12 protein-coding genes and 1 tRNA gene are annotated in these 13919 nt (G+C 62.3%); 10 read left to right on the top strand and 3 right to left on the bottom strand.

Annotation, left to right across the window (positions count from 1 at the left end; translation table 11 throughout):
• Nucleotides 1-192: 192 nt before the first annotated feature.
• The 4 genes from KSY82_RS09445 to KSY82_RS09430 all read left to right on the top strand — a co-directional run bounded on the left by KSY82_RS09445 (nt 193) and on the right by KSY82_RS09430 (nt 2907).
• A complete protein-coding gene (locus tag KSY82_RS09445; RefSeq protein ID WP_217751043.1) occupies nt 193-912 on the top strand; it encodes a B3/B4 domain-containing protein in 720 nt (239 codons plus the stop codon).
• 169 nt (nt 913-1081) lie between these two features.
• The gene (locus KSY82_RS09440; protein WP_217751042.1) at nt 1082-1531 is read left to right on the top strand and encodes a MarR family winged helix-turn-helix transcriptional regulator; all 450 of its coding nucleotides are present in this window, start codon (nt 1082-1084) and stop codon (nt 1529-1531) included.
• 119 nt (nt 1532-1650) lie between these two features.
• Nucleotides 1651-2505: a DegV family protein gene (locus KSY82_RS09435; protein WP_217751041.1), complete on the top strand. Its 855-nt coding sequence runs from the start codon at nt 1651-1653 to the stop codon at nt 2503-2505.
• Nucleotides 2506-2556: 51 nt separating this feature from the next.
• On the top strand, nt 2557-2907 hold the full coding sequence (locus KSY82_RS09430) for an MGMT family protein (RefSeq protein ID WP_217751040.1): 351 nt from the start codon (nt 2557-2559) through the stop codon (nt 2905-2907).
• 393 nt (nt 2908-3300) lie between these two features.
• Here the strand turns inward: KSY82_RS09430 and trpS are convergent, their stop codons facing one another.
• On the bottom strand, nt 3301-4350 hold the full coding sequence (trpS, locus tag KSY82_RS09425; RefSeq protein WP_117776139.1) for a tryptophan--tRNA ligase: 1050 nt from the start codon (nt 4348-4350) through the stop codon (nt 3301-3303).
• Between the two features lie 160 nt (nt 4351-4510).
• A complete protein-coding gene (locus tag KSY82_RS09420) occupies nt 4511-5710 on the bottom strand; it encodes an MraY family glycosyltransferase (protein ID WP_217751039.1) in 1200 nt (399 codons plus the stop codon).
• Nucleotides 5711-6245: 535 nt separating this feature from the next.
• On the opposite strand from KSY82_RS09420, the gene KSY82_RS09415 reads away from it, so the two are divergent.
• The 5 genes from KSY82_RS09415 (at nt 6246) to proB (ending at nt 10763) form a co-directional block, all read left to right on the top strand.
• Nucleotides 6246-7184, top strand: a complete 939-nt coding sequence (locus KSY82_RS09415) for a radical SAM protein (RefSeq protein WP_217751038.1) — start codon at nt 6246-6248, stop codon at nt 7182-7184.
• Between the two features lie 151 nt (nt 7185-7335).
• Nucleotides 7336-7408, top strand: a tRNA-Ala gene (locus tag KSY82_RS09410).
• A 65-nt stretch (nt 7409-7473) separates the two neighbouring features.
• Entirely contained in the window at nt 7474-7944 is a 471-nt protein-coding gene (locus tag KSY82_RS09405; protein WP_217751037.1) for a hypothetical protein, read from the top strand.
• Between the two features lie 82 nt (nt 7945-8026).
• Nucleotides 8027-9532: a nicotinate phosphoribosyltransferase gene (locus tag KSY82_RS09400; RefSeq protein ID WP_217751036.1), complete on the top strand. Its 1506-nt coding sequence runs from the start codon at nt 8027-8029 to the stop codon at nt 9530-9532.
• A gap of 103 nt (nt 9533-9635) precedes the next feature.
• A complete protein-coding gene (proB, locus tag KSY82_RS09395) occupies nt 9636-10763 on the top strand; it encodes a glutamate 5-kinase (protein WP_217751035.1) in 1128 nt (375 codons plus the stop codon).
• A 302-nt stretch (nt 10764-11065) separates the two neighbouring features.
• On the opposite strand, the gene KSY82_RS09390 is transcribed toward proB, so the two are convergent.
• Nucleotides 11066-12484 (bottom strand): alpha/beta fold hydrolase, encoded by a 1419-nt coding sequence (locus KSY82_RS09390; protein ID WP_254881800.1) that lies wholly within the window; start codon nt 12482-12484, stop codon nt 11066-11068.
• Between the two features lie 113 nt (nt 12485-12597).
• Between KSY82_RS09390 and KSY82_RS09385 the strand changes: the two genes are divergently transcribed.
• On the top strand, nt 12598-13884 hold the full coding sequence (locus tag KSY82_RS09385) for a glutamate-5-semialdehyde dehydrogenase (RefSeq protein WP_217751033.1): 1287 nt from the start codon (nt 12598-12600) through the stop codon (nt 13882-13884).
• Nucleotides 13885-13919: the final 35 nt, after the last annotated feature.

Below are 13919 nucleotides of genomic sequence, written 5' to 3'. Positions count from 1 at the left end.
AGGCACCTTTGTGGTGGTTTTGCTTGGGCGGATGACTCAGGTTACAATACGCCTGACATATCGCCCCCTTCTCCGGATGGGGGCAGCGTAAGCGCTCTTGTGGCGGCACCGTAGGACTTTGAAGGTGGCCGCTGTGAGGGCGCTTTTTGTTTAGGCGCCCGGGCTCGGGCGCACGCTATGAAGGGAGAGCATATGAAGAGTTTCGTTGCCGAGGATTCGTTTTGGGAGCTGTTTCCGCAGGCGGCTATCGGCGTTGTGGTCGTAAAGGGCATGAAGCCCGCGGCGCAGATTTCCCAGGAGGACGTGGATGCGATTTCCGCGTTGCTCGACCGCGCCAATATCGATGCGGAGCGTCACCTGACAAGCGATACCATCAGCGAGAATGCGCCGGTTAAGGCCTGGCGTGACGCGTACCGGCTGTTCAAGACTAAAAAGGGCGCGCGTTGCTCAGTTGAGAACCTGCTCAAGCGCGTGCTCAAAGGCAAGCCGGTCGGCCACATCACGCCGGCGGTGGATATCTACAACACGATTTCGTTGACTTATGCGCTGCCCGTTGGCGGTGAGGATTTGCATGCTATTGAGGGCAATCTGCGCCTGGCGGTGACCGACGGCGGCGACGCGTTCTTGCCACTTGGCGAGGAGGCGGACGATCCGACGCTGCCTGGCGAGCTCGCCTACATCGATGATGCGGGCGCCGTGTGCCGTTGCTGGAATTGGCGCGACGGCGTTCGAACGGCCCTGTCCGACGATTCGGCCGATGCGTTCCTGGCGATTGAGTGCGTGGAGCCCGAGCGGATGGGGGATTGCCAGGCCGCCATCGATCGCTTGGCCGAGCTGCTTGAGCGCTATCTGGGAGCGACGGTTGTCGTTAAGACGCTTGTAACCCGCGACAATCCCTGCGTGGAGCTGTAGCGGCGCCTAGAACCTATTGATGCCCCAAACCACCACAAAGGTGCCTGTCCCTTTGTGGTGGTTTTTATGTTGATGGGTTAACAAATGGGATGTTTGGGTACGGGGGGCTCGGACGTGCGTCTAAGATGTTTACCCGTTAGCATCATGTAAGCGAAAGGCGGTCGTCACCATGCAGTGGAACGACGAGACACGTTTTGAGGACTTTGTCGGACTGATCAGCGGCCTCTACAAGGAGATTCAGCGCATCAAGACGTCCGAAGGTGCAAGGCTGGGCCTCAAGGGCTCCGACGTCATGTGCCTGTACTATCTCGAGCGCAGCAAGGACGGCCTGACTGGCGCCGACCTCGCCCGCATGGCCGGCGTTACCCGTGCCGCCGTTTCGCGCACACTGGCACACCTGGAGGAGGGCGGCTACGTCGAGGTCGATGATTCGGGTGATGCGGCCGTCAAGTACCGTGCCCCGGTGCGCCTGACTGCCCTGGGCGGCGAGAGCATGAGCGAGGCCGATCGCATCATTCGCGAAGTGCTCGACACCACCGGTAAGGCCATGGGCGTGGAGCAGCGTGAGCAGATGTACGCGTCGCTGCGTACGATTCTCAACACTCTACGCGAGATCTAGAGCCGCGCTGGCGCTAGCTTTCAGCCAACAATTGTATCGTCCCGTTTGAGCGCGTATACCGTGCCGGGGCCTTGCTGTCAAAATTCCCTGCGCGGGACCTGCGCAAGATAGGATTCGCTATGTCCGTCCGCATTATTACCGATTCCGCAAGCGATATGTCGCCGGCCGAGCACCCAGCACTGGCCGTTTTGCCGCTGTCCGTCACCTTTGGCACCGATGTGTACATGGATGGCATCGACATCGATCACCAGCGCTTTTACGAGATGCTCGTGGAGCGCGATGAGCTGCCCAAGACCGGCCAGGTCAACCCGTACGCGTTTTCGCAGGCGATTGCCGAAGCGCGCGAGGCCGGCGACGAGGCGGTGATTATTACCGTGGGCGCTAAGCTATCAGGCACCAATCAGAGTGCCCGTACCGCACTTGCCGAGGCGCCAGGTGGCGACGTGTTCGTGGTAGACAGCAACAACGTCACCCTGGGCGAGCGCGTCCTGGTCGAGTACGCGCTGCGCTTGGTGGACGAGGGCCACAGTGCAGCTCAGATCGCGGCGGCTGTCGAGGCCGTCCGTGACCGCGTGGTCGTCATCGGCCTGCTCGAGACGCTGGAGTACCTGGTGCGCGGCGGTCGCCTGTCTGCTGCGGCCGGCGCCGTGGGCACGCTGCTCAACGTAAAGCCCGTGGTGGCTGTCGAGGACGGCCTTATCGTGCAGCTGGGCAAGGCGCGCGGTTCCAAGAACGGCCGCAACCTGCTGAATCAAAAGGTCGAAAAGGCAGGCGGCATCGACTTTTCCATGCCGCTGGCACTGGGCTATACGGGCCTTTCGGATGCGGTGCTCAAGAAGTATGTCGAGGACAGCGCGGCGCTGTGGGCTGGCCACACCGAGGGCGAACTGCCCGTTCACACCATCGGCGCCACCATCGGCACCCACGTAGGCCCCGGCGCCGTAGCCGTAGCCTTCTTCCAGCCCGCCAACTAACCGACCTGCCATAAACCACCACAAAGGTGCCTGTCCCCTTTGCGGTGGTTTATGCTTTTCAGGGTGGAAGGGAGCGAGCAATGGCGTCTGAGGGCTTTTTTTGAGCGGGTGTACGAGGTAGTCGAGCAGATCCCTGAGGGGATGGTCGCCACGTATGGTCAGGTGGCGCTGCTTGCCGGTCGTCCACGAAGTGCGCGGTACGTGGGGTATGCGTTGCACAGCAATCCGCGCCCCGGCGAGATTCCCTGTCACCGCGTGGTGTTTGCCGACGGGCGCATATGCGAGGGTTTTGCTTTTGGCGGCCCCGATGCTCAGCGTGAGCTCTTAATGGGGGAGAGCGTGACGTTTACCGGTCCCATGCACGTCGATCTGGGCGCCTGTCGCTGGCCTGCCGGACTCTAACAGCTCCGCCATGGCCAAAACCACCACAAAGGTGCCTGTCCCCTTCGTGGTGGTTTTCCGTTGCAGGTTTACCGGGGCTAACTTATGGAGAAGGTATGGCGGCGCATATTGACGCTAGAAAGTAAACCTCGGTGAACTATATTGGTTTCAGCAACAGAGCAGGCAATAGGCGATGAAAAAGCCTGCCCTGTTGAGTTTGATTCGCATTCCTCCCCTCTGTGCGATTCAACGGTGTACTTCGGGAACAGGCCCGCTGGCAACTTACTGCCAGCGGGCCTGTTCCTGTTTGTCGGGGGAGTGCAACGGGCAGAGCCGAACCGGTCGGGCACCAAAAAAGGCGGACGCCGAAGCGCCCGCCCTAAAACAATCGACAGCTCAAGCCAGCAGATCGGTCTAGTACACCATGCCCATTGCGTCCCGAACCTCGGCCAGGGTCTGCTCAGCGATCTCGTTGGCGCGGCGATTGCCCTCGTGCAGCACGTCCTTGACGTAATCCAGGTCGTTTTCGTAGCGCTGGCGACGCTCACGGATTGGGGCGAAGTACTCGTTGACGGCCTCGGTCACGTACTTCTTGAGCTGGCCGGAGCCGCCCATGCCGATCTCCTCGGCAATCTCGACCTCGGAACGACCGGTGCAGATGGCGGCCGTCGAAAGCAGACCGGATACGCCGGGGCGGTTCTCGGGATCGAACGTGATCATGCGCTCGGAGTCGGTCTGGCTCTTCTTGATGCGCTTCGCCGTCTCCTCGGCGGTCATCGAAATATTGATGGCGTTGCCGTAGCTCTTGCTCATCTTGCGACCGTCAAGGCCGGGCAGCAGCGGGGTCTCGGACAGCAGCGCCTCGACCTCGGGAAATACCTTGCCGTAGCGGTTGTTAAAGCGGCGTGCGATGGTGCGGGTGAGCTCGATGTGCGGCAGCTGATCGCGACCGACTGGCACCACGTTGCCCTTGCAGAACAGAATGTCGCAGGCCTGGTGCACCGGGTAGGTGAGCAGAAGGCCGGTAAGCTCGTGGCCCGAGGCCTCCATCTCGGCCTTGACCGTGGGGTTGCGCGCCAGCTCGGCCTCGGACACCAGCGACAGGAACGGCAGCATGAGCTGGTTTGCGGCGGGCACGGCGGAGTGCGCGTAGATCATGGTCTTGTCGGGGTCGATGCCGCAGGCAAGGTAGTCCATGACCATGTTGTACACGTTGTCCTGGATATGCTCGGTGGTGTCGCGGTCGGTGATGACCTGGTAGTCGGCGATGAGTACGTTGGTCTTGGCGCCCATGTTCTGCAGTTCAACACGGCCCTTGAGGGTGCCGAAGTAGTGACCCAGGTGCAAGCGTCCGGTCGGGCGGTCACCGGTGAGCATGGTGAACTTCTCGGGCGTCTTTGCCAGACCCTCGCGAATGGCGTTGCTCTTTTGCAGCGCGACTTCGTAGCTGTTCTCGTTTGGCATGATTGCTCCTAACGTATGCGTATTAGTCAAAATGATAACGCGTTTATTGAAGGGGGTTGGGCGTAAGTAGGCGAGGGGCGGGAGAGGGGCGGCTTGTGCGATGGGTGCGGCGCGGCTGCGCTTGGCCAGCGTTGCCTGGGCGCATCCTCGGCAGCTTATCCTAGAGCTTGTGGTGGCGCTCTTCTTTACGTTCCTCGGCTGCTTGCTCCTCCTGCTTAAAAGCGGGGTCGTCGGGGGTTACCAGCTCGTCCTCGTGTGTGCGCTTGTTGTAATGGTGACGCAGGACGGGCTCAAACAGGTGCAGGTGTTTGGCGAAGGCCGTCGAGCCAATGGCGAGCACGGTAAAGATGAGCACGCGCGTGGGCACCTCGACCTGATTGATCGCGGCGGCGCCGGCCGAAAGCATGATGCACCAGGCGTAGATGAGCAGCACGGCCTGCTTTTGGTTGTAACCCTCTTGGATCAGGCGGTGGTGGATGTGGCCCTTGTCAGCCTGTCCGATGCTAATGTGGGCGCGCTTGCGGCGCACGATGGCGCTGAACGTGTCGATGATGGGCACGCCGGCTACGATGAGCGGGATGATGAGTGAGGTGAGCGCGGCGGTGCGGCTCACGTTGAGCAGCGAGATGGAGCCCAAAGCGAAGCCCAACAGCAGCGACCCCGAGTCGCCCAAGAAGATGCTCGCGGGGTTGAAGTTATAGCGCAAGAAGGCGAGGCACGAGCCAAAGAGCGCGATGGAGAGCGCGGCGGCGTCGATGCGGCCCGAAAGCATGGCCATCGTGAACATGGTGAACGACGCGATGCCGCAGATGCCCGTGGCCAGACCGTCGAGGCCGTCGATAAGGTTGATGATGTTGGTGAACGCCACCAGGTAGACAATGGTGATGGGGTAGGCGAGCCAGCCGAGCATGATCTCGCCGGGGGCAAACGGGTTGATGATGACGCCGATTTTTAAGCCGCCGATGCAGGCGATGAGCGCGGCGAGCACCTGGCCGGCCAGCTTTTGCTTGGGCTTGAGCTGGAAGACATCATCGATTGCGCCGGTCGCAAAGATCACAGTAAAGGAGAGTGCCAGCACGGGGTAGCTGATGTGCAGGCGCGGGTGCGGTACCAAAACGGGCGGCCAGCCCAGGTACCAGGTGCCCAGGATCTGCACAATACAGGCGACGACGAGGCCCAAAAAGACCGCGGTGCCGCCCATGCGCGGGATGGGCTTAGTGTTGATACGGCGCTTGGAGGGATAGTCGACGGCGTCGAGCTTGATTGCCAGGCGCTTGACCAGGGGCACCGTGAGGAGGGTCGTGATAAAAGCCGCGGCCGCCACGCATAGGTACGGTATGAAGCTCGTGGATGAAGCCATGAATCGAAAAACCGCCAAGCGTCGAAGGAAAAGGTCAAAGGGCGCTACGCGCAAAAGGGCATAGCTGACCCATGATACTCGACCGGGGGGGTGCGGGGGTTTGCGCCGTGCGATTATCACGCGCTTACCAGATATTGGGATGTTGGCGGGGGTTCTGCCGAGTGCCGTTGGGTGTCATACGGAATCTGTGATGGCAATTTTTGGCAATATCGGCAAAAGAAAACCACCCCCCACGTTACGAAAATGAACCCACCTAAAACAGGTGGGTGCCCTCATCGACTGTTCCAGCGTCCTTAACAACGAAGGATACCTGTACTAAGTACGACTGTGTGGGCTCCCTAAATAAACGCGACGGTTCACCCAGTTGCTCCGCGGGGGGCGGAATACCTACATCATAAAGCGGCACTTTGTTGATTCCAGTCTTGACATTACAAAAATCGTGTCGGACGATTACGGCGCCTTGGGCTTGGAGCCGTCTGTGCGGTCCGGGCCTTTACGTTTGAGCTGCTGAATCGTTGTTTTGGAGCATGTTTTTATGCCGACGTCGTTGACCGAACTTTTTTCGCCTGCCTGCCATTTGTGTCCGCGCCGTTGCGGTGCGGCGCGCGATGAGGGCGCGCATGGCGTGTGCGGCGCCGACGACACGCTTAAGGTCGCCCGCGCGGCGCTCCATATGTGGGAGGAGCCGCCCATCTCGGGTGAGGCCGGCTCGGGCACGATCTTCTTTAGCGGCTGTTCGCTCAAATGCGTCTACTGCCAAAACCACGAGATCTCGACGGGTAATTTCGGTCTTGAGATTTCGCCCGAGCGCCTGGTCGAGATTATGCTGGAGTTACAGGACCAGGGCGCCAACAACATCAACCTGGTGACTGCGACGCATTATGCTCACCTGCTGCCGGCCGCGATTGCCGCAGCGCGGGAGCGCGGGCTGGACATCCCGATCGTCTACAACACGAGCGGCTATGAGCGGGCGAGTGCCGTTGCTGCCCTGGGTGACCTGGTTGATGTGTGGCTCACCGACTTTAAATATGCTGATGCCGAGCTTGCTCAGTCACTTTCTCATATTAAGGATTACCCGCGCGTGGCCGTGTCGGGTCTGGCACAGATGGCGCGCGAGGTCGAGCGCCGCGGGGGAGAGCTGGTGGACGACGAGGGGCTCATGAAGCGCGGCATCATCGTGCGTCACCTAGTGCTGCCGGGACATGCGGACGATTCGTGCCGCGTGCTGGACCTGGTGTGGCAGACGGTGGGCGACGTGCCGATTTCGGTCATGAACCAGTACACGCCCAATGCGCTCATGCGCGAGCAAGGCGGCGAGTTGGCACGCGCCGTGACGCGCGAGGAGTACGAGCAGGTGCTCGATCATGCCGACGACCTGGGCTTTACGACGATGTTCTGGCAAGAAGGCGGAGCGGTAGACGAGAGCTTTACCCCGGCGTTCGACACCACCGGCGTCCTCACCAGCGCAAAGTAGTGCATTTGCCGATGATTTTTTAATCCCCGTCCCAGAAAAATCATCGGGTGGCTCGGACGTTCGAAAAGTAGACAAAACAGCCCCGTCCCAAAAAGACTGGGTATTGGGCGTTGACAGTTGGCGAGCCGTAGGTAAAATATCAACTTGTCCTGGGGACGTAGCTCAGTTGGGAGAGCGCTGCCGTCGCATGGCAGAGGCCGAGGGTTCGACTCCCTTCGTCTCCACCCTTGGATTTGATAAGCCGCTGACATTGTGTCGGCGGCTTTTTTTAAAAAGAAAGGGCTGCACCATGGCCGAGCTTGAGTCCCAACCACTGTCTGCCGAGGAGCGCGCCGAGTTGGAAGAGCTCCGCGCCGAGAAGGCTCGTCGCGAGGCCCAGGAAGAGGCGCGCCGCGAGCGTGAGGAGCTGGCCGCCCTGCGTGCCGAGCGCGAGAAGGCCGAGGAGGCCGCTGCGAAGGTTGCATCCGAGCCTGCGCCCGCGCCCAAGCCCGCGCCTGCGCCCAAGCCCGCCGCTGCGAAGCCCGCGCCCACCGCACCCAAGCCTCAGCCTAAAAAGGCCGCTCGTCCCAAGTCCGTCGAGCCCAAACCGAGCCGTGACGAGATGACCTTTGCCCAGCGCATGGTCACCTCCAAGGAGCCTGCGGGCGAGAATGAGATCCCCGGCATGGCGCCGGCTCAAAAAATCATCATCGTGCTCGCCCTCATCGCGTTTATCGTCTTTATGGTTTACACGATCACGGGCAGCATGGGCCTGCACTAACCTGTTCGCGCCGGGCTCCATGCCCGCACGTCCGCCTCGCCCAACCCTCAACCTCTGCACAACACATCCGAAAGGTCGCCCCATGGCTTTGACCGACATCTCGCATCCCACCGACATTGCAATGCTCACCGATCTGTACGAACTCACTATGGCCCAGGGCCTGTGGGAGAGCGGCAAGGCCAATGAGCAGGGTTGTTTTACCGCGTTTTACCGCGACCATCCCTTTGGCAGCGCGTATGCCGTCATGTGCGGCACCGCCGAGCTGCCCGAGCTTGTCGAGAACCTGCGCTTTACGCCCGAGGACATCGACTATCTAGCTTCGCTCCAGGCCCCAGCCGGCGGCGCGATGTTTAAGCCTGCATTCCTCGACTACCTGCGCAACTTCCGTGCGCACGTGAATATCGACGCCGTGCCCGAGGGCGAGCTCGTCTTTCCGCGCGAGCCCATGGTGCGCGTCACCGGCCCGTCGCTGGAGTGCCAGCTGCTCGAGACCGCGCTGCTCAACATCGTCGGCTTCCAGACGCTCGTCGCCACCAAGACGGCGCGCGTGGTACTGGCGGCTGATGGTCGCCCCGTCGCCGAGTTTGGCCTGCGCCGTGCCCAGGGTCCCGATGGCGGCCTGGCTGTTGCGCGCGCGAGCTACGTTGCCGGCTGTTCCTCTACGTCTAATGTGCTCGCCGGTCGCCGCTACGGTATTCCCGTCTTTGGCACGCATGCGCACAGCTGGGTGATGAGTTTCGATTCCGAGCTCGAGGCCTTCCGTGCCTTTGCCAAGTCGAGCCCCAAGAACTGCACGCTGCTTATCGACACATACGACGTGCGCGAGGGCTGCGAACATGCCATTACGGTTGCCAAGGAGATGGAGGCGGCGGGTGAGCGCCTGTCGGCCATTCGCATCGACTCGGGCGACCTGGCTAAACTCTCCAAGTATGTCCGCGGCCGTTTTGATGCCGAGGGCCTGCCTTATGTGGGGATCTCGGTTTCCAACGATCTGGACGAGTACACGATTCAGTCGCTGCTCGACCAGGGCGCGCCCATCGATAACTTTGGCGTGGGCACCAAGCTCGCGACCTGCTACGATCAGCCGGCGCTGGGCGGCGTGTACAAGCTTTCGGCCCGCCGCGCGAGCGAGACGGACCCGTGGACGCCGGTGGTGAAGCTTTCCGAGCAGCCCTACAAGCGCACGATTCCCGGCGTGCAGCGCGTGCGCCGTTATTACGATGGCTTTGGCGGCCCGGTCTGCGACATGATCTATGACGAGGACCATCTGGCAGGTGAGGGCGCCGCGCGCGGCAATACCCTCGTGGCCGTGAACGATGCTGCCTTGGTGACCGATGTGTCCGAGCTTGAGTATCGTGAGCTGCTGATGCCGATTGTGCGCGACGGCAGCGCGGTGGCTCCGCGTGAGAACATCGAGGACGCGCGCGAGCGCTGTGCTTGGGCACTCGATCATCTGGACGCGGCTTTCAAGCGCTTCCTGTATCCGCAGACCTACGTGGTGGGTATGGAACAGGGCCTGGCCCAGGTGCGCGACGAGCTCGTGCGCAAGAACATGGCCGCGGCTTCGGCCTTCCCCTGGGCAAAATGACCCGAAGGGGACGGAGGAAAACGGATCATATTTGTCCGTCCCGCACCAGGTGCCCCGGCAGCTCCAGCTCGCCCGAACGCTCAACACTCGATTGGTTTGACGTATGACGACTTCTTATAAAACGATGGTGGTAAAGATCGGCTCGTCCACGGTGGTGGGCGCCGATGGCAAGGTCAACCGCGCCTTTATCGGCGGGCTTGCCGATCAGGCCGCGGCCCTGCGCAAGCTCGGCTGGCGCTTGGTCGTGGTGAGCTCCGGCGCCATTGCCTGTGGCTATCCCGTTCTGGGTTTCGACCGCAAACCGGTTGGCGATCTGCCGAGCCTGCAGGCCTGCGCCTCGGCCGGCCAGTGCATCATCTCGTCGGCCTACGACGAGGAGTTCCATGCGCGCGACCTACTCACCTCGCTCGTGCTGCTCACGCGCCATGACACGGCGCGCCGTACGTCCTACCTGCACGCGCGCGACGCCCTGCTGCGCCTGGTGGAGCTGGGCGTGGTGCCGGTCGTCAACGAAAACGACACCGTCACCGTCGACGAGATTAAGTTCGGCGACAACGATACGCTCGCGGCCCTCGTGAGCTGCTTGGTTTCGGCGGACTTGTGCGTGACGCTGTCCGACATCGACGGCCTCTACACCGCCAATCCGCATGAGGATCCGACGGCCGAGTTTGTCCCGGTCGTGCGCAAAATCGATGCCAAGATCATTGCCTCGGCGGGCGATTCTTCGACGTCGGTGGGCACCGGCGGCATGATCACCAAGATCCGCGCGAGCCGCATTTTGATGACGGCTGGCATTCAGAGCGTGATTTGCTCGGGCGAGGAGCCCGATGCGCTCGTGCGCCTGGCCCGCGGCGAGAGCGTGGGCACGCTGTTCGACCCGCCGGCGGAGCGCCTGGATATTGCGCCCCGCAAGCTGTGGATCGCGCTGGGTGACAAGGCACATGGCTCGGTAACGGTTGACGACGGCGCTGCGAAGGCGCTGGTCAGCCGTGGTTCTTCCCTGCTTGCGGTGGGTATTCGTGAGGTCGATGGCGAGTTTGCCGAGGGTGATGTGCTCGATGTGTGCGATCCGAGCGGTATGGTCGTCGCCCGTGGTATCGCCGAGGCCGATTCGGACGTGCTGGAGCTTGCAGCCGGCCGCCGTCAGGACCAGATCGCCGGCAACCGCCTGCTGGCAGACCTGGCCGAGAAGCCCGCGATTCATCGAGATAATCTGATCGTCTTCGCCTAACCAATTGACGCTGCAAACGCCCCTAAGCGGCAATCTGACGTTCAATCGTCGGGCATGACCAAAAGGTCAATGCCCTCCTCTTTCACGTCACCTTGCTCGCTTAGGGGCGTTTTCGCTTTCCGCCTTCTACCTGCGATGGCCGTAACGCCGGCATATCGTAAGTTGCGGTGAAATAGGGATGGTTTGGCGGCTTTAAAGCCTTTAACAGTCCCTTTTTCACCGCAACTCGTTGAGGCAGCGGGGTCCCACTGCCGGCACTTGGGGACGTTCCTATTGTGCCGGCACTTTTGGACACTCCTTTGCTAGAAGATCCGGCGCAGGTCTCCGCGGTTGAGGGCTTCGTCGAAGAGGTGCTTGAACACCACGCTGCCGTGCAGGCCGTCGTGCTCGAACTCGTTGGTCACCCAGGCGTGCGAGTTGCCCACGCGGCTGAGTGTGTCGAGCTGCATACCCGAATCGACGTACATGTCGTCGAAATACACCGCGGCCTGGAGTGGCACCTCGTTGCATGCCAAACGCTGCGGGTCGTAGATCTTGTCCCAGCTTGTGTCTTCCATCAGCAGGTCCATCGCGGGCTTGAAGGGCTTAAGTTCGGGCATCTGCTCGAACATCCACGGGAACATGGCCTCGCCGGTAAACATGAGCGGGCGCGCGAGCGTGTCGAACTCGGCGCGGTGTGCCTTTTCCTCTGCCGCGGCCCAGCGAATGGGCATGGTGTCGCCATCGGCGTAGATGAACTCTTGCAGCGTCCAGTACAGCGGATTCGTGCGCGTGTTGGTGCGCTCGAAAGCGCGCATCAAAAAGCTATCGGATACTGAGGCACCGCAGCCCAGCGTGCCGTCGCCATCAACAAACGCATGGTCGATAATCCAGTGCATGCGCTCAAAGCTCGGCTTCATGCCAAAGTCGCTGCCCATGAGCTGCAGGCGCTCGACCGTCATCGGCGAGCCGTCGGGTAGCACGGGCTTTTGCTCTTCGATCGCATCGGCCAGGGCTGCCACCCGCTCAACGTCGGCGGGGTAGCGGTCATAATACTGCTGCGTCTTGGCCGCCATGCGCGGGAAGGTGTGCGCGTAGACCTCGCTGGCGCTCGCCGGGACGTGGGGGATGCCACCACAGGTAAAGCTCGCCGCCACGCCCTCGGGGAAGAGCGATAGATAGCTCAACGTTAAAAAGCCGCCGTAGCTTTGGCCGAGCGTGACCCACGGTTTGCCGCCAAAGCCCACGAGGCGCAGGTACTCAAAATCGCGCACGATGGAGCTGGCGAGGTGGCGCTTGAGGAAGTCCGCCTGCGAGCGTGCGGCATCGGAGCCTGCCGCCTCGGCGCGCTCGCCCAGTGCGGCAATCGTGCGCCCGTCCACGCAGCTACTGCGTCCGGTGCCGCGCTGGTCGGGAAGGACCACGCGGAAGTGCTTGACGGCTTCCTCAATCCAACCGTCGCTCGTGGGCGAGAGCGGACGCGGGCTCTCGCCGCCGGGGCCGCCCTGCAAAAACAGGAGCAGTGGCAGATCGTCGTTGATGCGGTCGGGCGCGCAAACCACGCGGTAGAAGAGCTTGATGCTCTCGGGCGCGCCGGCGATGGGTGCCGGCATAGCGCCGCGGCGCATGGTGCTGCCGACGGCCAGGAGCATCGGCTCCAGGCCGCGCCAGTCGAGAGGGACATCGATGCTGTGGTCCTCGACATACAGGCCGGGGACGTGGTACGAAGTGATGAGCGCCATGTAATGCTTCCATTCGTTGCGGTGTTTCGGGTTGACCAATTCTACCGCCGTCGGCGAGGATGCGCATAAATCGGCTACCATGGTTGGCAAACAACTAAGAGAAAGGGCCGTCCATGTCGGTCGATATAGCTACGTATGTCCACGATCTTGCCGTTGCTGCCAAGGCGGCGTCGGCATCGCTTGCCACGGCGAGCGATGAGCAGCGTCAGGAGGCCGTGCGCGCCATGGCCGCGGCGCTGCGCGATGGCGCCGACTCCATCGTTGCCGCCAACGAGCTCGATATGTCCGCCGCGCGCGATGCGGGCACCTCGGCGGGGCTCTTCGATCGCCTGTTGCTGACGCCCGAGCGCGTCGAGGGCATGGCCGCCGGCCTGGAGAAGCTTGCCGAGCTGCCCGATCCTGTCGGCCGCGTGCTCGACCACCGCGTGCTTGCAAGCGGCGTGGACCTCACCCGCGTGAGCGTGCCGCTGGGCCTGGTCGCCATGGTCTATGAGGCGCGCCCCAACGTGACGGCCGATGCCGCGGGTATCTGCATCCGCACCGGCAACGCCTGCATTCTGCGCGGCGGTTCGCTGGCGTATCACTCGTGCGCCATGATTGCCGAACTGCTGGCCGATGCGCTTGAGGCCCAGGGCTTCCCGCGCGAGGCTATCTCGATGATCGAGTCCACTGATCGCGAGGCCACCGGCGAGCTCATGAAGCTCCGCGGCATCGTCGACGTGCTCATTCCGCGTGGCGGTGCGGGCCTGATTCAGCGCTGCGTGCGCGAGTCGCTTGTGCCGGTGATCGAGACGGGCACGGGCAACTGCCACATCTACGTGCATGAATCCGCCGACTTTGATAAGGCGCTCAACATTATCGTTAATGCCAAGACCCAGCGCGTAGGCGTGTGCAATGCCGCCGAGTCGCTGCTGGTCGACCGTGCTGTGGCCGATGCGTTTTTGCCCGCGGTCGTGACCGTGCTGCATGACCACGGCGTGCTCATTCACGGCGACGAGGCCACGTGCGCCGCATGCGCCGATGCTGGGCTTGCCGAGGGTGATGACTACGTTGCCGCGACTGAGGAGGACTGGGGTCGCGAGTATCTGGCGCTCGAGATGAGCGTGAAGGTCGTGGCGAGCGAGGACGAGGCCATCGCACACATCAACCGCTACGGCACGATGCACTCCGAGGCCATCGTTGCCGAGGACACGGATGCTTGCGAGCGCTTCCTGGATGCGGTCGATGCCTCGGCCGTGTACGCCAACGCCAGCACGCGCTTCACAGACGGCGGCGAGTTTGGCCTGGGCGCCGAGATCGGCATCTCGACCCAAAAACTCCACGCCCGTGGTCCCTTTGCCGCCGAGGCCCTCACCACCTACAAATACAAGCTCCGAGGCACCGGCCAGGTCCGCCCCTAGCGTCCGCGCAAACAAAAACCACCACAAAGGGGACA

The organism is Collinsella aerofaciens, from assembly GCF_019131995.1.
Taxonomy (GTDB): domain Bacteria; phylum Actinomycetota; class Coriobacteriia; order Coriobacteriales; family Coriobacteriaceae; genus Collinsella; species Collinsella aerofaciens_S.
Note: the sequence above shows the minus strand (reverse complement) of the source record. Positions and strands in the feature narration are given on the sequence as shown.